20 protein-coding genes are annotated in these 20,189 nt (G+C 30.4%); 9 read left to right on the top strand and 11 right to left on the bottom strand.

Going from position 1 to position 20,189, the window contains the following annotated elements; translation table 11 throughout:
• Nucleotides 1–173 precede the first annotated feature (173 nt).
• Nucleotides 174–2,387 (top strand): M1 family metallopeptidase, encoded by a 2,214-nt coding sequence (locus tag L0U77_RS08295; protein WP_233901010.1) that lies wholly within the window; start codon nt 174–176, stop codon nt 2,385–2,387.
• 92 nt (nt 2,388–2,479) lie between these two features.
• On the opposite strand, the gene L0U77_RS08290 is transcribed toward L0U77_RS08295, so the two are convergent.
• The 5 genes from L0U77_RS08290 to L0U77_RS08270 form a co-directional block, all read right to left on the bottom strand.
• The gene (locus L0U77_RS08290) at nt 2,480–2,941 is read right to left on the bottom strand and encodes a Cif family virulence factor (protein ID WP_101917112.1); all 462 of its coding nucleotides are present in this window, start codon (nt 2,939–2,941) and stop codon (nt 2,480–2,482) included.
• A 30-nt stretch (nt 2,942–2,971) separates the two neighbouring features.
• Nucleotides 2,972–3,925: an AAA family ATPase gene (locus tag L0U77_RS08285; RefSeq protein WP_101917113.1), complete on the bottom strand. Its 954-nt coding sequence runs from the start codon at nt 3,923–3,925 to the stop codon at nt 2,972–2,974.
• 165 nt (nt 3,926–4,090) lie between these two features.
• Nucleotides 4,091–5,488: a peptidylprolyl isomerase gene (locus L0U77_RS08280; RefSeq protein ID WP_233901009.1), complete on the bottom strand. Its 1,398-nt coding sequence runs from the start codon at nt 5,486–5,488 to the stop codon at nt 4,091–4,093.
• Nucleotides 5,451–6,326: a hypothetical protein gene (locus L0U77_RS08275; protein WP_101917114.1), complete on the bottom strand. Its 876-nt coding sequence runs from the start codon at nt 6,324–6,326 to the stop codon at nt 5,451–5,453. Before L0U77_RS08275 ends, L0U77_RS08280 begins: the two co-directional genes overlap by 38 nt.
• 48 nt (nt 6,327–6,374) lie before the next feature.
• Entirely contained in the window at nt 6,375–6,656 is a 282-nt protein-coding gene (locus L0U77_RS08270; RefSeq protein WP_101917115.1) for a DUF493 family protein, read from the bottom strand.
• A gap of 193 nt (nt 6,657–6,849) precedes the next feature.
• On the opposite strand from L0U77_RS08270, the gene L0U77_RS08265 reads away from it, so the two are divergent.
• From L0U77_RS08265 to yiaA, 5 genes are all read left to right on the top strand, one after another.
• A complete protein-coding gene (locus L0U77_RS08265) occupies nt 6,850–7,380 on the top strand; it encodes an AAA family ATPase (protein WP_233884950.1) in 531 nt (176 codons plus the stop codon).
• 43 nt (nt 7,381–7,423) lie between these two features.
• Complete coding sequence (locus L0U77_RS08260; RefSeq protein WP_233901008.1) at nt 7,424–9,316, top strand: RecQ family ATP-dependent DNA helicase; 1,893 nt, start codon at nt 7,424–7,426, stop codon at nt 9,314–9,316.
• A 68-nt stretch (nt 9,317–9,384) separates the two neighbouring features.
• Entirely contained in the window at nt 9,385–10,329 is a 945-nt protein-coding gene (fmt, locus tag L0U77_RS08255) for a methionyl-tRNA formyltransferase (protein ID WP_233901007.1), read from the top strand.
• A 183-nt stretch (nt 10,330–10,512) separates the two neighbouring features.
• The gene (locus L0U77_RS08250) at nt 10,513–10,788 is read left to right on the top strand and encodes an HU family DNA-binding protein (RefSeq protein WP_101917119.1); all 276 of its coding nucleotides are present in this window, start codon (nt 10,513–10,515) and stop codon (nt 10,786–10,788) included.
• 79 nt (nt 10,789–10,867) lie between these two features.
• The gene (yiaA, locus tag L0U77_RS08245; RefSeq protein WP_233898990.1) at nt 10,868–11,266 is read left to right on the top strand and encodes an inner membrane protein YiaA; all 399 of its coding nucleotides are present in this window, start codon (nt 10,868–10,870) and stop codon (nt 11,264–11,266) included.
• A gap of 100 nt (nt 11,267–11,366) precedes the next feature.
• On the opposite strand, the gene L0U77_RS08240 is transcribed toward yiaA, so the two are convergent.
• Entirely contained in the window at nt 11,367–12,560 is a 1,194-nt protein-coding gene (locus L0U77_RS08240) for a THUMP domain-containing class I SAM-dependent RNA methyltransferase (RefSeq protein ID WP_233897309.1), read from the bottom strand.
• Nucleotides 12,561–12,672: 112 nt separating this feature from the next.
• Here L0U77_RS08240 and L0U77_RS08235 point away from each other — a divergent pair, with 112 nt between their 5' ends.
• Both L0U77_RS08235 and L0U77_RS08230 read left to right on the top strand, forming a co-directional pair.
• The gene (locus L0U77_RS08235) at nt 12,673–13,398 is read left to right on the top strand and encodes a class I SAM-dependent methyltransferase (RefSeq protein ID WP_101917121.1); all 726 of its coding nucleotides are present in this window, start codon (nt 12,673–12,675) and stop codon (nt 13,396–13,398) included.
• Between the two features lie 18 nt (nt 13,399–13,416).
• A complete protein-coding gene (locus L0U77_RS08230; RefSeq protein ID WP_233884939.1) occupies nt 13,417–14,094 on the top strand; it encodes a ZIP family metal transporter in 678 nt (225 codons plus the stop codon).
• Between the two features lie 81 nt (nt 14,095–14,175).
• Here L0U77_RS08230 and L0U77_RS08225 read toward each other — a convergent pair whose 3' ends face one another.
• Together L0U77_RS08225 and L0U77_RS08220 are read right to left on the bottom strand one after the other, a co-directional pair.
• A complete protein-coding gene (locus L0U77_RS08225) occupies nt 14,176–14,736 on the bottom strand; it encodes a hypothetical protein (protein ID WP_233884938.1) in 561 nt (186 codons plus the stop codon).
• Between the two features lie 97 nt (nt 14,737–14,833).
• The gene (locus L0U77_RS08220; RefSeq protein WP_233901006.1) at nt 14,834–16,351 is read right to left on the bottom strand and encodes a helicase HerA-like domain-containing protein; all 1,518 of its coding nucleotides are present in this window, start codon (nt 16,349–16,351) and stop codon (nt 14,834–14,836) included.
• 109 nt (nt 16,352–16,460) lie between these two features.
• On the opposite strand from L0U77_RS08220, the gene L0U77_RS08215 reads away from it, so the two are divergent.
• Nucleotides 16,461–17,093, top strand: a complete 633-nt coding sequence (locus L0U77_RS08215) for a 7-carboxy-7-deazaguanine synthase QueE (protein ID WP_193700022.1) — start codon at nt 16,461–16,463, stop codon at nt 17,091–17,093.
• 79 nt (nt 17,094–17,172) lie between these two features.
• On the opposite strand, the gene L0U77_RS08210 is transcribed toward L0U77_RS08215, so the two are convergent.
• The 3 genes from L0U77_RS08210 to L0U77_RS08200 all read right to left on the bottom strand — a co-directional run bounded on the left by L0U77_RS08210 (nt 17,173) and on the right by L0U77_RS08200 (nt 20,189).
• On the bottom strand, nt 17,173–18,126 hold the full coding sequence (locus L0U77_RS08210; protein ID WP_233897187.1) for an acetyl-CoA carboxylase carboxyltransferase subunit alpha: 954 nt from the start codon (nt 18,124–18,126) through the stop codon (nt 17,173–17,175).
• 91 nt (nt 18,127–18,217) lie between these two features.
• A complete protein-coding gene (locus L0U77_RS08205; RefSeq protein WP_193706493.1) occupies nt 18,218–19,117 on the bottom strand; it encodes a DMT family transporter in 900 nt (299 codons plus the stop codon).
• Nucleotides 19,104–20,189: an LptF/LptG family permease gene (locus tag L0U77_RS08200; RefSeq protein ID WP_193706492.1), complete on the bottom strand. Its 1,086-nt coding sequence runs from the start codon at nt 20,187–20,189 to the stop codon at nt 19,104–19,106. Before L0U77_RS08200 ends, L0U77_RS08205 begins: the two co-directional genes overlap by 14 nt.

The following is a 20,189-nucleotide window of genomic DNA, read 5'->3' as shown; positions in this document are numbered from 1 at the left end:
AGCTATGTTAATTATGGAACAAATTTATTTTGTAAAGCGCAAATTTAGTAACTTTCGGAATATTTTAAAAACTCATTTAAAAAATCATAGAATTTATCATAAATTATAAAAAATCAAACTTAATATCAAACTAAAAGTCTAAAAATCAAACTTAATTAAACTCAAAATAAAAAATGAGAAAATATTATACCCTGTTGGTGGTGGCTATTTTTGCTTCATCGACAATATTTGCACAAAAAACACCTCAAAAAGGTCATACGGATCAAAATAAATTTCGTCAATTAAAAGACCTATTACCAACTCCAAATGACCAACGCACCGCATCTGGAGCTCCTGGGCATCAATACACGCAACAAAAAGTGGATTATGCAATGGTGTTGCATTTAGACGAAAAAAACGATAAATTATACGGTGATCAGACAATTACATATCATAATAATTCTAAAGATAAATTGGAATATTTATGGATACAATTGGATCAAAATATGCGTGCGCCCGATTCTCAAAGTCCTTTAATTGAATCGACAAGTGCAAGTGCTTTTCAAACTCCTGAAAAATTCGTTGCGACCAACATGAGCAAACCAAAAGATTTTGGTTTTAAAATAGAAGCCGTAAAAAATGGCGATGGTACCGAATTATCGTACACTATCAACAATACGATGATGCGTATCAATTTATCAAAAGCGATTGCTTCTGGTGAAATTTTTAAATTTAGAATCAAATGGAATTATTTAATTAATAATTCGGTAATTGATGGCGGACGTTCTGGTTTTGAATTATTTCCTGATGGCAATAAAAATTATACCATTGCACAATTTTTTCCTCGATTGGCAGTCTATGATAACGTAGAGGGTTGGCAAAATATGCAGTTTTACGGACGCAGTGAATGGGCGTTAGAATTTGGTGATTACGATGTTAAATTAACCGTACCTGCCGATCATATTGTAGCGGCAACTGGTGAATTACAAAACGCAAAAAATGTACTGACCAAACAACAACGAAACCGTTTAGAGAAAGCAAAAACATCTTATAAAGATCCTGTTTTTATTGTTACGCAAGAAGAAGCAGAAGAAAATGAAAAAGAACAAAGTACCAAAACAAAAACATGGCATTTTAAAGCAATTAATGTGCGTGATTATGCCTTTGCATCTTCAAGAAAATATATTTGGGACGAAATGGCAGTAAATATTAACGGTAAAAATGTGATGGCGGTGTCGTTATATCCTAAGGAAGGAAATCCGTTATGGGAAGAGCATTCTACCCGAGTTGTTGCCAATACATTGGAAGAATATTCTAAAATGACTTTTGATTATCCGTACTCAAAAGCGATATCGATACACGCAAAAGACCAAGGAATGGAATATCCGATGATTTGCTTTAACTACGGACGACCAAACCCTGATGGAACATATTCTGATAGAGTTAAAAATGGAATGATTGGCGTAATTACACATGAAGTTGGGCATAATTTCTTTCCAATGATTGTAAATTCTGATGAGCGTCAATGGACTTGGATGGATGAAGGTTTAAATTCTTTTGTTGAAATATTAGCTGAATTAGACTATGATCCGAACTTCAATACTAAAAAATTACCCAAAGATATTGTGCGTTATATGAGTTTAGATCAGGATAAATTAACACCGATTATGTCGCAAGGCGATTACGTAAAAAACTTCGGACCTAACGCTTATACCAAACCAGCGGCGGGCTTGTATTTGTTACGTAAAACCATCATGGGACCAGAATTATTTGATTTTGCCTTTAGAACCTACGCTAAAAGGTGGATGTTTAAACACCCTACTCCTGCTGATTTTTTCAGAACAATGGAAGATGCTTCAGGAATGGATTTAGACTGGTTTTGGAGAGGTTGGTTTTACGCAACTGATTATGTTGATATTGGTATCAAAGATGTTAAAATTTTATATTTAAGCGATAAACCGAACGAACAAACAAAGAAATTACAAGAACAATATCCTTCTTATTTTGCAGGTTTAGGAAAGTTAGTTTTTTTAACGACCAATAAAAATGATGCGAATTCTTATTCTGTAAAAAGATATGTTAATTCATTATCTTCGGATAAAAAAGCAAGTTTAAAAACGATTCCTGACTATATATATCAGGTTGAATTTGAAAAACCAGGAGGTTTGCCAATGCCAATTATTGTAGAATTAACCTATGCTGATGGTAGCAAAAAACGAGAAAAATTTCCTGCAAAAATATGGATGAAAGATGATACTAAAGTGTTTCGTGTTTTCACTTCGGATAAAGAAATAAAGAGTTTTGTTGTAGATCCAGATTTAGAAACAGCCGATATTGATACTACTAACAATCATTGGCCAAAGCAGAAAACAAGTAAATTTGATACTTTCAAGAAAAGAAGAAAGTAAACAATAATCAATCTAATAATTTATTTTGATAATTTTTTCAGGTTTATCTGACGCTTACCAAAAACCCCCACTTTAAAAGTGGGGGTTTTTAATTAGCAAGAAGTATCGGCAATAATTTTCCATTCTTCGTTTATTTTCTTGAAAATAATCATAAAAACACCGTTTGCATTTCCTGTTTTTCTAGTCAAATAATATGCTCCCATTACAAAATATGAATTATCATTAATTTTAGAAACATCATTGATTTTAAATTTCAAAATTCCTGTATCTTCTTTTGTTGGATAGCCTTTTTTATAATTTTCCAATGTTTTATTCCAGCCGTAAGTAAGTCCGTTACTTCCGTAAAACTTTAGGGAATCATTTTTCCAATATCCTTGCATATAGCCTTCTAAATCATGTTTTGACCATGCTTTTTCTTGCATTTTCAAAACATTTAGAATGTCTTTTTTGTTATTTTTATCACTTTCTTCTTGTTTTTCTTCTTGTTTTTCTGATGCCACTTGACAAGAAATCATACTTACGAATAAGATGGTATATAGCAGTATTTTTTTCATAATTATATATTTTAGTTTTGATTTAAAGTATTAAAATAACGATTTAATAATTTCTTTAATATGAATTCCTTCGGCTTCGGCTTTATAATTTTTAACAATTCTGTGCGATAATATCGGGATTGCAACTGCTTGAACATCTTCAATATCTGGAGAAAATTTACCATTTATAGCGGCATATGCTTTTGCGGCTAAAATGAGGTTTTGCGACGCTCTTGGTCCTGCTCCCCAATCGATATATTTTTTAATAAGTGTGGTTGCTTTTGCTGATTTCGGACGTGTTTTAGCTACTAAACCTACCGCATATTCAATTACATTATCGGCAACAGGAATTTTTCGAATTAATTGTTGAATTTCTAAAATTTCTTGTGAAGAAAGAATTGTTTTTATTTTTTGATTTTTTGTTGATGTCGTATTTTTAACCACCTGAACTTCCTGTTCAAATGTTGGATATTCTAAATGAATCGAAAACATGAATCGGTCTAACTGCGCTTCTGGCAACGGATACGTTCCTTCTTGTTCTATCGGATTTTGAGTAGCTAATACAAAGAAAGGCGTATCTAATTTATACTGATTTCCTGAAATAGTTACTGATTTTTCTTGCATTGCTTCAAGTAATGCTGCCTGTGTTTTCGGAGGCGTTCGGTTAATTTCATCAGCTAAAATAATATTTGAAAAAATAGGACCTTTTATAAATTTAAATTGACGATTTTCATCTAAAATTTCACTTCCTAAAATATCCGAAGGCATTAAATCGGGTGTAAATTGAATACGGTTAAATTCCAAGCCAAGTACTTCTGAAATCGTATTTACTAATAATGTTTTTGCCAAACCAGGCACGCCAATTAAAAGCGAATGTCCGCCACAAAAAATGGAAACTAAGGTATAATTAACCGCTTCTTGCTGACCGATTATCACTTTACCTATTTCTTGTTGTAATTGGTTGAATTGTTTTACTAAATTATTTACAGCGATTACATCAGACATAGTATTTTTTAAGTTTTAGATAAATATGTTTAAATAATTTTGAATAATTTCAAAAATAGTGATTTACAAATTAATAAAATTTATTATAAAACTAAGATTCCCGCTAAAAAGCAGGAATCTTGAATAATCTTAAAAAAAAAGAATACTATTTCGTAAAAGAATTTATTATTTGGTATTTATTTCTTTTTTCCAATCTTTTTTGAAGGTACATTTTTTATAATCTTTGGCTAATTTAATGTACGTTTCTTTAATTTTTTCTTTTGACCATTTCGTAATTTGTTCTTCTTTCTTTTTTGCTAGCGCAAATTTTTGCATTCGTACGTAATCGTCAATAATGTTTGCTTTATGCGTTTTTGTTTTTGTTTTCAAGTGAATTACTTTGTACATTTTTTCACCTTCACGAGTTTCATCGTAAAAAATATCAGATAAATCTCCTTGATTAAGTTCGCTAATTCTACCAAATAAATCGGGAGCCATTCTAGTTAATTCGAAGGTTGTTTCTTGGGTATATGGATTGATAATTAATCCGCCATTACTTTTAGTTTCTTCTTCTTCGGAATATTTTTTAACGGCTTGTTCAAAAGTTAGCGTACCATCTTTAATTTCTTTTACCACTTTTTGAATCGTTTCTTTTGTTTCTTTTAATTTTTCATCGGCAATTTCTGGCTGCAATAAAATATGAGAAACTTCACGTCCATTCCCTCTTATTTTGTTCAATAAAATAATATGGTATCCGAAAGGTGATTTAAAAGGTTCAGAAACTTGTCCTTCTTCTAAGGAGAAAGCGACTTCTTTAAACTCTTTTACAAAATTTGTTTCTTTGGTGATAATTCCCATATTTCCGCTATTTTGTGCGGCACTAGGATCATCAGAATTTATAATTGCTTTTAATTTAAAACTTGCACCTGCTTCGACTTGTTTTTTAATTTCGGTAAGTTTATCGATAACACGTGTTATTTCTTGTGCTGTAGGACTTGCTTTTAACACTAATTGTGCAATTTCTACTTCTGCAGGAATTTCTGGCAATTCATTTTTATCTTGTAATCCTTTAAAATAAACACGTATTTCTTCTGGAGTTACGGCTATTTTTTCGGTGATTTTCAACTGTTCTTTTTCAATAAGAAGATTTTCTTTTTGTACTCTTGATAATTCTTTTTTAAGATCTTCAATATCGTTAAAACCGTATGCTTTAATTACTTTTTCTTCACTTCCGTATTCATTGGTAAAGTAAGCGATACTTCGTTTTACTCTGCTATCAATATCTGCTTGAGCAACTACGACACTATCAATTACACCGTGATGTGCGAGTAATTTTTGTTGCATTAATTCCTCTAACATTTCACAGTCGGTAATTTTTATTTTCCCTTCGCTTCTAACCTCAACTTCTTGTTTAAATTTATCGATATCAGAATCTAAAACAATATTTTTACCGATTACTACTGCTACGCCGTCTATTTTGGTTTGTTGTGTATTTTCTTGGGCATTTATAGCAGTTAAATTTGCTAAAAGAAAGGCACATAAAATACTAGTATTCTTTAAAATTTTTGTTTTGAATGGCATCATTTATCAGCGTTTTTTCTATGTCTCTTATTAATTCTAATTTTCTTTTGTGTAAGATTATTTGTTTAATCCGTGGGCTTACAAAAGTTAATGGTGCGGTTGCGTTTATTGGCAACCTATTTTTTACAGCCACCAAATATACTCCTAAACTATCTTCTTTTTGTACGAATTTAGAAATTTTTAACAAACCCTCTTTTGTTTTTGTTCTAAAAGGCGGAATCATTTTTTTCAAAGTAGAAAAAGGCACCCAAGTAGTATCTTGCAATCGGTACGATTTAAAGTTTAATAAATGGCGTTCTAATTCTTCTCGATCTTCTTCTTTGGTCGATTTAAAATTTTTGATAGTTTCTTTTTTATCTAAGAAATCTTTTCCAAAATACACATATTCGAATTGTAATAGTTCTTGATTTAGTTTAAAATTTTCTTTATTTTTTTGATAATATAATGTTATTGCTTCTTCAGATACGACCGTATCTAATTGTTGTTTAATCAATCGTTCTTTGTAGCCGTTTATGTATAGACTTTTTTTGTAACTATTTACTAAATTTTCTATTTTTTCGGTATTAACATCGGAGATATTTTCAACAGCTTTGGTGAGTAATAGTTCTTGTTTTGCCCATGAATAAATAAGTCCTTTTACGACGATTAAGCTATCTTTTTTACTGATATTTTTAGGAACTAATTCTTGAATATCTTTTTTATAAAGATTTTTATTATAAACGGTTGCAATCGGTGTATGTTGTGTTTGTTTTTGTGTTTTCAGGCTAATAAAATCGCAGGAAACGATAAAAACACTGATAAATAAAAGGATTATTTTCTCAATTTTTTGAATATTGTTCATTTTTTATTGATGATATAATTTTCTTTATGAATCTATTTTATTTGGTATTTATAAAGAGATTATTCCTTTAATAACGTCTGCTTTTTTGTAGTATTCAATTACTTCTTCGGAAGTTTTAACATTTAAGAAGATAGAAATACTATGATATTTTCCTGTTTTTGACATTTTTGTTTCAATAACAGCGCCTGCTGTATCGAAGATTTCTTTTACTTCTTCTTCCTGATTTTCATCGGTAGGTACAATAAATTTGAATAAGTATTTACTTGGAAATTTGGTCGTATCTTCTAATTGTCCTTTTAATTTGATGTAAAATGCGTCTCTATCTGACATAATATTGTTTGTTTTGTACTTGTTTATGCTTATTTCTACTTGTTTAATTCTAAAATTTAGAAATCAGAATAAAATCAATTAAAATAGCTGAAAAGTAGTTTTTAAAAATGATTTATCACAAAATTACATTATTAATTGCTTATTTATTGCAGTATTTGTTACATTTATAAATTGAAACGTATATTTTTGCATCATGCAACAAAAAATAGTTTTAATAGGAGGTCCTGGTACCGGTAAGTCTTCAATTTTAAACGAGTTTATAAACCTCGGCTATAATTGTATGCCTGAAATTTCAAGAGAAGTAATACAAAAAGCACAAAAAGAAGGCATTGACCAATTGTTTTTAGAGCAACCCTTACTTTTTAGTGAAATGTTATTACAAGGCAGAGAACAACAATATTTAGAGGCTGAAAAATACAATACTGATCTTGTTTTTTTTGATAGAGGAATCCCTGATATACATGCATATATGAATTATTTAGGTAGTGAATATCCGCCTATTTATAAGCAGAAAAGTCAACAATATGTGTATAACAAAGTTTTTATGTGTTCACCTTGGAAAAGTATTTATACTTCGGATAATGAACGATATGAAACTTTTGATCAAGCCGTTAAAATCGATAACTTTTTAAAAGAAACGTATCTAGAGGTTGGCTACGATATTATTCAAGTACCTTTTGCACCTGTAAAAGAGCGATGTGATTTTATTTTACAATCGTTATAATTGTTCTAATGTCTTTAAATCTTATAAGTTATAACTTAGATTGATGTCTGAAAAATCAACAGCGATACTACAACAGTATTGGAAACACGACTCTTTTAGAACGCCACAACAAGAAATTATCGAGGCTGTTTTAGCGGGCGAAGATACGGTTGCTTTATTGCCTACTGGCGGTGGAAAATCGATTTGTTTTCAAGTTCCTGCTTTAATGAGTGATGGTGTTTGTATTGTTATTTCGCCCTTAATTGCTTTGATGCAAGACCAAGTAAAAAGTCTTGTTGCTAAAGGTATTAAAGCAACTTCAATTGCTTCTGGAAGTTCTCAAGATGCTATTATTACCCTTTTTGATAATATCCGATTTGGGCATATAAAATTCTTATATATTTCTCCCGAACGCTTACAATCTCGATTTATTCAGGATAAAATAAAACAGTTACACGTCAATTTAATTGCTATTGATGAAGCGCATTGTATTTCAGAATGGGGGCATGATTTTCGTCCTTCCTATCAAAAAATAGCACTTTTAAAAGAACTACAACCAAATGTTCCTTTTATCGCATTAACAGCTACGGCAACTCAAAAAGTACTTGAAGATATTGTTATTTCTTTAACGTTAGACAAGCCCAAAATTTTTAAAAAATCTTTTTATCGAAAAAATTTAGCGTATCAAATTTTTGATACCCAAGATACGCTTCATCAATTAAAACAGATTTTCATCAAAACAAAAGCTCCTGCGATTGTATATGCCAATTCGAGAGCTCGAACCAAAAATATTTCGGCATATTTAAATGCCAATGGTTTTAAAAGTAGTTTTTATCATGCAGGATTATCTGTTTTAGATAAACAACGGGCTTTTGATAATTGGATGACCGAAAAAACACCTATTATCGTTGCGACCAATGCCTTTGGAATGGGAATCGATAAACCGAATGTAAAAGTCGTGGTTCATGTAAATCTTCCCGCATCGATAGAAAATTATATTCAAGAAGCAGGACGTGGCGGACGTGATGGAAATAAAGCATTTTCAGTGGTTTTAACCAATAAAAATGAACTTACAGACAGTCAAATTTTATTAGAGAAATCATTACCAACAATCAAGGAAATAAAGAGTATTCATCGACAATTATACCAACATTTTCAAATTACCAATGGCGAACTTATTGAAACACCTTTCGGTTTTAACCTACTCGAATTTTGTGATAAATATCAAATAGCACCCAAAAAAACCTACAACGCTCTACAAATTTTAAATAGCCACGGAATTATTGAATTAAATACTAACTTTAATCAGAAATCAAGTATTTTGTTTACCGTGACTAGCCAACAAATTTTACACGTACAGAAAACACACAAAAATCTGGCAAGTAAAAATTTTATACAAACACTTTTACGTTTATACACAGGTGTTTTTGAAAATCCAATAAAAATTGATGAGTTTTTTATCGCCAAAAAAGCAGGAATTACCTCGGATAAAGTAAGCGAAGAACTCGAACGAATGGTTGCTGATAATTTATTAGAATATCATAAAAAAACCGATACGACTGAATTATATTTTCTGCATCCACGGGAAGATGACACTACAATTAATCGAGTTTCTAAAAATATAAAGGCATATTTGAATCAAAAAAAACGGAAAAATAAAGAATTAATTCGTTTTATTAAAAACAATACACGTTGTCGAAGTATTCAATTATTAGCCTATTTTGATGAAAATAGCACTGAAAAATGTGGTATTTGTGATGTTTGCCTACAAGAAAAACGTACTTTTACAGTAAATTCTACGGATATTATCAAACTTTTATCGCAACAAAATACCTTAACAGTTTCTGAAATCGCCCTGCATCTCGCTCAAAAAGAAGCACAGATTTTAATACTTTTACAAGCATTAATATCCGAGGAAAAAATAACGATTTCAAATAATCATTATTCTTTATGTTAATTTATTTTTTTCAAAAAAATCAGCATAAATTACTAAAAAATTAACTAAAACTTACTAAAATTTAAGAAATGAGAGATTTACGCATCGTTTTTATGGGAACGCCCGATTTTGCAGTAACCATTTTAAAACATCTTATTGAACATAATTATACCGTTGTAGGCGTTATTACCGCTCCTGATAAACCTGCTGGAAGAGGTCGTAAATTAAATGAATCGGCGGTAAAAAAATATGCACTTTCTCAAGATTTACCCATTTTACAGCCAACAAATTTAAAAAATGAGGCATTTCAAACTGCGTTAAAAAATTGGAATGCTAATTTACAAATTGTGGTCGCTTTTAGAATGTTGCCAAAATCGGTTTGGGCAATGCCTGAATTTGGAACTTTTAACCTACACGCTTCTTTATTACCTGATTATCGTGGTGCGGCACCGATTAATTGGGCAATTATCAACGGCGAAACAAAAACAGGCGTTAGTACTTTTTTTATTGATGATAAAATTGATACTGGTGAAATTATTTTACAAGAATCCGTGGAAATTAAAGAAGATGAAATTGTAGGCGAATTACATGATAAATTAATGTATCTCGGTGCAAATTTAGTTGCTAAAACCTTAGATTTAATTGCTAAAGGAACTGTAAAAACGACCAAACAACCCGAATTAGAAGAAAAAACAGCTTATAAATTATTTACTGATACTTGTAAAATAGATTGGTCAAAATCATTAACTGATATTTACAATCATATCCGTGGATTGAATCCGTATCCTGCTGCTTGGACCACTATTCAAAATGGAGAAACTGAAATTTCTGCTAAAATATATGGCGTTACGAAAGAATTTACATCACATAATTTAGCAAACGGAAAAATTGTAGCCTCCAAAAAAGAACTTAAAATTGCCGTGAAAGATGGATACCTTATTATTGAACAACTTAAAATTTCAGGGAAAAAATTAATGGACGCTAAAAGTTTATTAAATGGCTTTCATTTTAATGAAGATGCAAAAGCCCTGTAACCCTTTATTTATAAGGTTTTATAGATTATCAGAAAAAAGAACCAAGGTTATTAACATTTTATGATATTTTATTAACAATCTGATGTTTTTTTAAGCTAAAAACTTGTACAATACCGCATTCCTACTATATTTGTTGAGCTATAAAGCAAAAAACAAAAGTTAATTTTAAAACGTATTCAAATTATGAACAAATCAGATTTAATCGATGCAATGGCTGCTGATGCAGGAATTTCTAAAGCTTCTGCGAAACTTGCATTAGACTCTTTAACGTCTAACGTTACTAATTCTTTAAAAAGTGGAGATAAAGTAGCATTAGTTGGATGGGGAACTTGGTCTGTTTCTGAAAGAGCTGCTAGAACAGGTAGAAACCCTCAAACAGGAAAAGAAATTCAAATTGCTGCTAAAAATGTAGTAAAGTTTAAAGCAGGTGCTGGTTTAAGCGATTCTGTAAACAACTAATATTTTTTATTAAATATATTTAAAACAGCATTTAGGAAACTAAATGCTGTTTTTTTTTAAAATAAATTAAACTAAAAAAATGGAAAAAACATCAAAAGCATTTGTCATAGCTTCTTGGGTTGCATTAAGTACAGGTATCATTGGTTATTTAATTGGATTATCTAGGGCTGAAATGCCATTAAATGAAAAAGGATATTATTTTACAGTATTAATGTTTGGTCTTTTTGCCGTTGTTTCTCTTCAAAAAAGTGTTCGAGATAAAATTGAAGGATACCCTGTTACTGACATTTACTATGGAATTTGTTGGTTTGGAACTATTTTATCAATCACACTATTAATCGTTGGACTCTATAATGCCACTTTATTACCTAGTGAAAAAGGTTTTTATGCATTTGCATTTTTATTAGGTATTTTCGGAGCAATTACCGTTCAAAAAAACACCCGAGATAATTTACTTTTTAACAAAGAACAAAAATAATAAAAACTCATAATTTACATTTAATCAAGTTTTACTTTTTAAGTAAATAACAAAAAAATCCGCTGAAATTTTCAGCGGATTTTTTTATATAATTTTAAGATTATTCATCATCTCTTTCTTTTGTTGTTTCATCAACAAAATCATTTTTGACTCTTTTACTTCCTTCGTAAAGTTCATATTTTACAAAACGACAATCTAAATCGGCATTTTTAAGCGGTATTCTTTTTGAAGTTCGTAATCCAACGTGTTTTAACGCTAACATATCCGAAGTAATTAACCAAGCTGTTGAATTCGGATAATTATGTTTTAAGGTATCTCCAATTTTGGTATAAAATTCTTCAACATCAATATTTAAACGCTCACCATAAGGCGGATTAAATAAAATAGTCGTGTTACCAAATACCTCTTTTTTAGAGTTGAAAAAGTTTACATGATGTATTCCTATAAATTCTTCTAAATTCGCATTAATAACATTCTGTTTCGCCTTGGTAACAGCTGAAGGTGCTTTATCAAATCCCATTATTTTAAAATGTGAACTGGTAATTTTTTTCAACAAAGCATCTTGAATTACGAAATATAATTCTTCATCATAATCTTTCCAATTTTCAAACGCAAAATGTTTTCGATTGATATTTGCAGGAATATTATTAGCAATCATAGCGGCTTCAATTAAAATTGTACCTGAACCACACATTGGATCGATAAAATTTTCTTCGCCTTTATATCCTGATAATAACACCAATCCTGCGGCTAAAACCTCATTAATTGGGGCAATATTCGTAGCACTTCTGTAGCCTCTTTTATGTAGAGAATCTCCTGAAGAATCTAGGGAAATTGTTAGCCATTCATTATGAATATGAATATGAACTTTAACATCTGGATATTTTAAATCAACATTCGGACGTTTTTTATATTTATTGACAAAATAATCAGCAATGGCATCTTTCGATTTTAAACTAATATAATGTGAATTGGTCGTAAAATTTTTAGAATTTACCACTGCACCGATAGCAAAAGTTCCATCAACATCAATATATTTATCCCATTTTACACGCTGAATTGCTTCGTATAAATCTTCTTCATCAAAAATTTTACTTTTTTTAATTGGTTTTAAAATACGAATTGCCGTACGCAACGCAATATTCGCTTTGTACATAAATCCTGTATCTCCTTTAAAAGAAACATTACGTATTCCTTCTTTAACGTCTTGAGCCCCTAGTTTTCTTAGTTCATCTGCTAATACGCCTTCTAAACCTGCCATGGTAATGGCGGTCATTTTAAAATCTTTCTCCATATAATTGTAAAATTTCATTGCAAAAGTACAGCTTATTTTGGGTTGATAGGAATCTTTTCTTGTTTCAATCTAAAAAACGTAAGATTTATGTATTTTTGCAGACCTTATACTTATGAAAACAACAAACTGGTTTACCGCTTGGTTCGACACAACTTATTATCACACCTTATACAAACATAGAAATGATGCTGATGCGCAATTTTTCATGCGAAATATCACCTCATTTTTAAAACTACCAAAACACAGTCATATTGCTGATTTGCCTTGTGGAAAAGGACGACATTCGGTCTATTTAAATTCGCTAGGATACAAGGTTACTGGAGGAGATTTAAGTAAAAATAGCATCGAATATGCCCAAAAATTTGAAAATGAAACCCTTCATTTTGAAGTTTGGGATATGCGAACGCCTTTATCCAAAAAATACGACGCTATTTTTAATTTATTTACGAGTTTTGGTTATTTTGATGATGATTCAGAAGATATTGCTATTTTAAAAAACATCAAAAATGGCTTACAAGAAAAAGGCGTTTGTGTTCTCGATTTTTTAAATGTTGAAAAAGTTAAAAATTCATTAGTTACTGATGAAATAAAAACGATCGATGGCATTGAATTTCATATAAAAAGAGAACTTAAAGACGGTTTTATTTTAAAGCATATTTCTTTTTTTGCAGATGAAAAACAACATAATTATACCGAACAAGTAAAATTTTTAACGCTTGATAAAATGGAAGTTTATTTTGAAAAAGCTGGTTTAGAAATCAAGCATGTTTTTGGTGATTATGCTTTAAATGACTTTGATAAAAACACTTCGGATAGATTAATTTTAATTGCAGAATAATTATAGAATAATTATAAAATGAGTTATATATTATTAATTATTGCGGTTTTAGTTGGCGCTTTACTCGTTTTACTGTTAAAACCGAACAATAAACACGTACGTTTATTACTTGCTTTTAGTGGCGCTTATTTATTATCAGTAACAATTTTACATTTGCTTCCTGAGGTTTATATGCACACTCAAAATGCTAAAAAAATAGGGATTTTAATTTTAGTTGGAATTATTATTCAATCGATATTAGAGTCTTTTTCGAAAGGAGCGGAACACGGACATATTCATCTACATTCAGATGAATCACAATTTCCGTGGTTGTTATTTATAAGTTTATGTATTCACGCATTTTCGGAAGGTTTGCCGATACATCATGCTGGCGACAATTTACTTGGTGCAATTATTGTCCATAAAATTCCGATTGCAATTGTGCTAACTACTTTTTTATTACAAACGAATTATAGTAACCTTAAAATAATTTTATTTTTAAGTATTTTTGCGATAATGAGTCCGTTAGGCGTTTTAGTTTCTGATAAAGTTCCTTTTTTTACTGAATATCATACAGAAATTACCGCTTTAATTATCGGAGTATTTCTTCATATTTCAACGATTATACTTTTTGAAAGTTCTGAAAATCATAAATTTAATGTAAAGAAATTTACCGCAATTCTTTTAGGTGTTTTGCTCACCATTTTTACGGTTTAATTTTGATGTAAAGATTATATAAAATAAAAAACAAGGAGTTTAAACGTTTAAACTCCTTGTTTTTTTGCTTGATATCAAGATTTAATTAAACCAAATTGTGAATGATTTAATTTTTGCTAAATCAGGAATTTGCTCGATAGTTACTTTTTGAGTACTGAAATCTTTTAATCCTAAATCTTCTTTATCTAAAGAGATTGTTGCGTTTAAATCATCAATAAATAAGGTTACGGATAAAAATGACGATTCAATTTTACTAATCGTATTATTCGAGTTAATTTCTTGAAATGAAGAATTAATATTCAACCCTGTATTGGTTTTAAAACGGGCGTCAAAAACCTCAACACTTTTAATAGTTGATATCGAATCTAATTGTTCTTTTGGAACAATCGTTATTAAATGCTTTCCTCCTTTTTCAAAAACTAAGTATTTATCATCTTCTTGAAAAAAGTTATTTCCCTTTGCTCCTTCGCTTAAAACTTTTACAATTGAATCATTTTTAAAAATTGCCTCTACTTGTTGCATGGTTGTTTTGGTGGTTAATTCACCTATTTTTCCTTTCGAAATATCATATTTACTATTTTCACATTGTATAAATACTACGGAGATTAAAGCGATTATTAATGGTTTAATTATGTTTTTCATTTACTTTTTAATTTACTTTTTAATTTGGATTAGTTGTTTATTCTGATTTTAGTTAGTTATTTTTTACAAAACGTTTTAAGAGGGTATTTGTTTTATTTTATTTCAATACTTTTTTTAAAATACCAAATACGCTACGGATAAAAGTAGCACTTGTTAGTACTTTAATTAGTGGATTTTGACGTGTACTGGTTCTTGTTGTTGCTTTTTGGCTTATTTTTTTAGTTTCTTGCTGATGAGCTTCCGTATTTTTTTGGGTATTAATTACGTCAATTTTTTGATTTAATAACTCATAAGCACTTTCTCTATCAACAGTATTATTATACTTTTTTATTAAAGCTGATTTATTTAAAACTGCTTTAATTTCTGCATCAGTAAGCACGCCCATTCTACTCATGGGAGCACGCAACATTGTTCTAGCTAAGGGCGTTGGAATTCCTTTTTCATTTAATACCGATACCAATGCTTCACCAATTCCTAATTGTGTTAATACCTCTTTAGTATCGTAATATTCCGAATCGGGATAATTCTCAGAAGCTAATTTAATTGCCTTTCTATCTTTTGCTGTAAATGCTCGTAAAGCATGCTGAATTTTCATTCCTAATTGTGCTAAAATATCTTCTGGAACATCTTTCGGATTTTGGGTTACAAAATACAATCCAACTCCTTTTGAACGGATTAATTTTACAATACTTTCAATCTGATTTAATAAGGCTTTTGATGCTTGTTCAAAAACCAAATGTGCTTCATCAATAAAGATAATTAGTTCAGGTTTATCGCTATCGCCTTGCTCTGGAAAAGTTTCATAAACTTCGGCTAGCAATTGCATCATAAAAGTAGAAAATAATTGAGGTTTATCTTGAATATCGGTTAAACGTAATATTGATATTACGCCACGTCCGTTTTTATCGACACGAGTTAAATCATCTACTTCAAAAGATTTTTCACCAAAAAACAAATCACCTCCTTGTTGTTCTATGGCTACTATTTTTCTTAAAATAGCGCCTGTACTTGCGCTCGAAATACGTCCGTATTCTGCTTGAAGTTCTTCTTTTCCTTCGTTGGTTATAAACTGAAGTAATTTTTTAAAATCTTTTAAATCTAATAATGGTAATTTATGATCATCGCAATATTTAAAAATAATAGCTACAATTCCCGATTGTGTTTCAGTTAGATCTAAAATACGAGATAGTAAAATAGGACCAAACTCCGATACTGTTGCACGTAAACGGACTCCTTCTTGTTCCGAAATAGATAAAATTTCAACAGGAAACTTCGTTGGATTAAAAGGAATTCCTATTTTTTGATGACGTTCCTCAATTTTTGGATGCCCAAGACTTAGTTCTGCTAATCCGCTTAAATCACCTTTAATATCCATTAATAGTACGGGAATTCCTTTTTCAGACATATTTTCTGCCAGTATTTGTAAGGTTTTTGTTTTTCCTGTACCAGTAGCTCCTGCGATTAATCCGTGACGATTTAACGTTTTTAAAGGAATTTTCACCAGAGCATCTATAATGGTTTGTTCCCCTAACATTCCTGCTCCTAAGGTGATAAAATCTCCGTTACTTTTATATCCTTGGTTAATGTAATTGAAAAAATCGTTCGCTTTATTCATTATTATCGCTTTTTTTTTCTTTTTTATTTTTTTCTTTTTTCTTGATAAATAACGTAAAAGTAACAAAAATGATTCATAAAATTTTAATGTTGACTATCTTTGCAATCTTATGTTGAAAAAAGAAGTACAAGAATTAATTGATAAAGGTGAAATGCTTCCATTAATGGAGGAATTTTATACTATTCAGGGAGAAGGATCGCACACAGGTACTGCGGCTTATTTTATTAGAATTGGAGGTTGCGATGTGGGTTGTCATTGGTGCGATGTGAAAGAAAGCTGGAATGCTAGTTTACATCCGCCAACTAAAACCGACATTATTGTTTCTAATGCTAAAGAACAAGCTAAAACTGTAGTAATTACGGGTGGAGAGCCTTTAATGTGGTCTTTAGATTATATTACGAAAGAACTGCAAGATAACGGTATGAAAACGCATATTGAAACTTCAGGAGCGTATGCTTTTTCTGGTGTTTGGGATTGGTTTTGCTTATCTCCTAAAAAAACAAAATTACCTACAAAGGAATGTTATAAAGAAGCAGATGAGTTGAAAATGATTGTTCATAATAAACATGATTTTCAATTTGCAGAAGAACAAGCGGAAAAAGTAGGAAAAAAATGTCAACTATTTTTACAACCTGAATGGAGTAAAAAAGAAGAAATGACGCCTTTAATTATTGATTATGTAATGAAAAATCCAAAATGGCGAATTTCATTGCAAACGCATAAATTTTTAAATATTCCTTAGTATTCACATAGTAAAACAAAAAAAGCAATCAAATTTGATTGCTTTTTTTGTTCTCTAAATCTAGAAAATAACGATTTTATTATTCTTTATAAATCCCCATATTTTCATATTTCTCCATACGCTGAGTGATTAATGCTGCTTCAGTTAAATCTTTTAAAGCATCAAAAGTATTTATGATATGAGTTTCTACTGCTTTAAAAGCTCCTGCTCTATCAGCATGAGCACCACCGATTGGTTCTTTAATTATTCCGTCAATTAATTTTAAACGGTTCATGTCTTCTGCAGTTAATTTCAAAGCTTCAGCAGCTTGTTCTTTATATTCCCAACTACGCCATAAAATAGAAGAACATGATTCTGGTGAAATTACCGTATACCAAGTATTTTCCATCATATACACGCTGTTTCCAACACCAATACCAACAGCTCCTCCTGATGCTCCTTCACCAATAATAATAGTAATAACAGGTACTTTTAAACGAGTCATTTCCAAGATATTACGTGCAATTGCTTCTCCTTGCCCACGCTCTTCAGCTTCTAAACCTGGATATGCACCTGGCGTATCAACTAAAGTTACTACAGGAATACCAAATTTTTCCGCCATTTTCATCAATCGTAATGCCTTGCGATATCCTTCTGGATTCGCCATTCCGAAATTACGATATTGACGTGTTTTAGTATTATATCCTTTTTGCTGACCGATAAACATAAACGATTGATCGCCTATTTTACCTAATCCACCAATCATTGCTTTATCATCTTTTACACTACGATCTCCGTGCAACTCCATAAAGGTATCTCCACAAATAGCGTTAATATAATCTAACGTATATGGGCGATTCGGATGACGCGATAATTGTACACGTTGCCAAGGAGTTAAATTTTTGTATATTTCTTTTTTAGCTTTTTCTAATTTTTTTTCTAGTTTACTACAGGTTTCTGTTACATCAACTTCACTTTCTTCTCCTATAGCAACACATTTTACCAACTGATCTTCTAATTCTTTTATTGGCAATTCAAAATCTAAATATTCCATTATATATAGTTTGATTATATCATTTAGTTCTTTGTAGAGGCAAACATACTAAAAAAATGTATTCTTTAGTGTGCTACTTTTTCTTAAAATACTATTTTTTACTGATTTTGTTTTTTATGATGGTCTTATTTTTCAAAATTCCGTTTAACAAAACGATTATTAAAATAATAAAAGCACCGTAATAAAACTCGGGACTCATTTGTTCTTTTTCTCCAAATATAAATAAGGCTAAAATAATTGCGTAAACAGGTTCTAAGTTGATCGTTAGCATTACGGTATAAGGCGTTATATACTTCATCACTTTTACAGATGCAATAAAGGCGTACGCCGTACAGATACTACTCAATAGTATTAAATAGCCCCAATCGTTTGTTGTTATTTGAAAAAACTGAACGGTAAATTTTTGTGCAAAAATCAAGTATAGCGTAATGCCTAAAGCTCCGAATAATAATTGATAAAATGAAATAATATTAGCATCATATTTTTTGATAAAAAGTCCATTTAAAACCGCAAATAATGCTGATAAAAAAGACGATATCAAGGCATAGATAATTCCTAAAGTATACTGACTTTCGAAATTAAAAATTAGGTATAAACCGCCTATAATTAGCAATCCTAAGATGATTTCTGTGAATGCAATTTTTCTTTTAAAAAATAGCGGTTCAATAAGTGCGGCAAAAAAAGCACCGGTACTCATCGTTACTAAGGCTACCGAAACATTTGATATTTTTATGGCTTCAAAAAAAGTAACCCAATGCACTGCTATAATGACTCCTGAAACAGCAAATTTCAGAAGTCCTTTTTTATCAACTTTAAACGATATTTTTCGAAATAAAAAATAAATAACTATAAAAACCACCGCCAAACACATTCGATACCAAACTAATGGTACGGAATCTATCGAAATTAACGCACCTAATATGGCAGTAAATCCCCAAATAAATACAATAAGATGTAAATGAAGATAGTTTTTTAATTTATTTTCTTGCATTAAAATATAAATAAAATGAAAATAATCCAAAGACAATATTCGGAACCCATACATTTAATAACGCATTTGCACCAGCAACTGCTCCTAAAACTTCTGCTACTTTTAAAAAGAAAACATATAAAAACATTAAGAAAATACCTAAAGTTAAGTTTATTCCTACACCTCCACGTTTTTTCTTATACGCCAATGCGACGGCAATTAAGGTTAAAAAATAACAAGCAATTGGCAAACTCGTACGTTTATACAATTCTACCAAGTAAATATTTAAGTTTTTAATTCCTCGTGTTTTAGAAATCTCTATGAATTTTATTAATTCAGGTGTTTTCATTTCTTGTGCCATTACATTTTTGTAATTAAAATCTTTAGGCGTAAAAGCAAAAGTGGTATCGATATTATTCCCTGAAAAAATACTATCTCGATTTTTAAAAATTTTTCTAATTTTCCAATTATAGAGTTTAAAAGTACTATCTTTTTCACTCCAATTGATATTATCTGCGGTTAATTGTTGTTTCAATTGGATTCCGTCATAAATTTCTGTGGTGAAATTATAGCCTGTATTTCTTTTCAAATCAAAACTTTGAACATAAATATACGTACTATCATTTAGTTGTAAACTAAATTCTCTAATGGTTGTATCTGAATATTTTCGTTTTTTCAGATAGGTTCTTTCAAAAGTTTTACGTGTTTTACTGCTTGATGGCACAAAAAAATGATTCATCAATAAAGCAACCGAACAAACAATCGTCGCTCCTATAAAATACGGATATAAAAAACGTGTAAACGATATTTGTGCGCCGTTAATAGCGATAATTTCGGTATTTCCTGCTAATTTTGAGGTAAATAATATCACCGCTATAAACAATGCCAACGGCATAAAAGTATTGGCATAATAGATAATAAAATTTACATAATAATCATTAACAATTTCAAAAAAAGTTAAGGTTTCTTCACGTAAAAATTTATCTATTTTTTCGGCAATATCGATTGCTACCGCAATGGGTATCAATATTAATAAGGTAAACAAAAATGTTACCAAAAAACGTTTTAGTATGTACCAATCAAGTATTTTCAA

This window comes from Tenacibaculum piscium, assembly GCF_021390715.1.
Taxonomy (GTDB): Bacteria; Bacteroidota; Bacteroidia; order Flavobacteriales; family Flavobacteriaceae; genus Polaribacter; species Polaribacter piscius.
Note: the sequence above shows the minus strand (reverse complement) of the source record. Positions and strands in the feature narration are given on the sequence as shown.

What these genes read in the sequence shown, in the direction of transcription:
- L0U77_RS08295 (WP_233901010.1), top strand. Translation starts at nt 174, where the DNA reads ATGAGAAAATATTATACCCTGTTGGTGGTGGCTATTTTTGCTTCATCG.
- L0U77_RS08290 (WP_101917112.1), bottom strand. Translation starts at nt 2,941, where the DNA reads ATGAAAAAAATACTGCTATATACCATCTTATTCGTAAGTATGATTTCT.
- L0U77_RS08285 (WP_101917113.1), bottom strand. Translation starts at nt 3,925, where the DNA reads ATGTCTGATGTAATCGCTGTAAATAATTTAGTAAAACAATTCAACCAA.
- L0U77_RS08280 (WP_233901009.1), bottom strand. Translation starts at nt 5,488, where the DNA reads ATGATGCCATTCAAAACAAAAATTTTAAAGAATACTAGTATTTTATGT.
- L0U77_RS08275 (WP_101917114.1), bottom strand. Translation starts at nt 6,326, where the DNA reads ATGAACAATATTCAAAAAATTGAGAAAATAATCCTTTTATTTATCAGT.
- L0U77_RS08270 (WP_101917115.1), bottom strand. Translation starts at nt 6,656, where the DNA reads ATGTCAGATAGAGACGCATTTTACATCAAATTAAAAGGACAATTAGAA.
- L0U77_RS08265 (WP_233884950.1), top strand. Translation starts at nt 6,850, where the DNA reads ATGCAACAAAAAATAGTTTTAATAGGAGGTCCTGGTACCGGTAAGTCT.
- L0U77_RS08260 (WP_233901008.1), top strand. Translation starts at nt 7,424, where the DNA reads ATGTCTGAAAAATCAACAGCGATACTACAACAGTATTGGAAACACGAC.
- fmt (WP_233901007.1), top strand. Translation starts at nt 9,385, where the DNA reads ATGAGAGATTTACGCATCGTTTTTATGGGAACGCCCGATTTTGCAGTA.
- L0U77_RS08250 (WP_101917119.1), top strand. Translation starts at nt 10,513, where the DNA reads ATGAACAAATCAGATTTAATCGATGCAATGGCTGCTGATGCAGGAATT.
- yiaA (WP_233898990.1), top strand. Translation starts at nt 10,868, where the DNA reads ATGGAAAAAACATCAAAAGCATTTGTCATAGCTTCTTGGGTTGCATTA.
- L0U77_RS08240 (WP_233897309.1), bottom strand. Translation starts at nt 12,560, where the DNA reads ATGGAGAAAGATTTTAAAATGACCGCCATTACCATGGCAGGTTTAGAA.
- L0U77_RS08235 (WP_101917121.1), top strand. Translation starts at nt 12,673, where the DNA reads ATGAAAACAACAAACTGGTTTACCGCTTGGTTCGACACAACTTATTAT.
- L0U77_RS08230 (WP_233884939.1), top strand. Translation starts at nt 13,417, where the DNA reads ATGAGTTATATATTATTAATTATTGCGGTTTTAGTTGGCGCTTTACTC.
- L0U77_RS08225 (WP_233884938.1), bottom strand. Translation starts at nt 14,736, where the DNA reads ATGAAAAACATAATTAAACCATTAATAATCGCTTTAATCTCCGTAGTA.
- L0U77_RS08220 (WP_233901006.1), bottom strand. Translation starts at nt 16,351, where the DNA reads ATGAATAAAGCGAACGATTTTTTCAATTACATTAACCAAGGATATAAA.
- L0U77_RS08215 (WP_193700022.1), top strand. Translation starts at nt 16,461, where the DNA reads ATGTTGAAAAAAGAAGTACAAGAATTAATTGATAAAGGTGAAATGCTT.
- L0U77_RS08210 (WP_233897187.1), bottom strand. Translation starts at nt 18,126, where the DNA reads ATGGAATATTTAGATTTTGAATTGCCAATAAAAGAATTAGAAGATCAG.
- L0U77_RS08205 (WP_193706493.1), bottom strand. Translation starts at nt 19,117, where the DNA reads ATGCAAGAAAATAAATTAAAAAACTATCTTCATTTACATCTTATTGTA.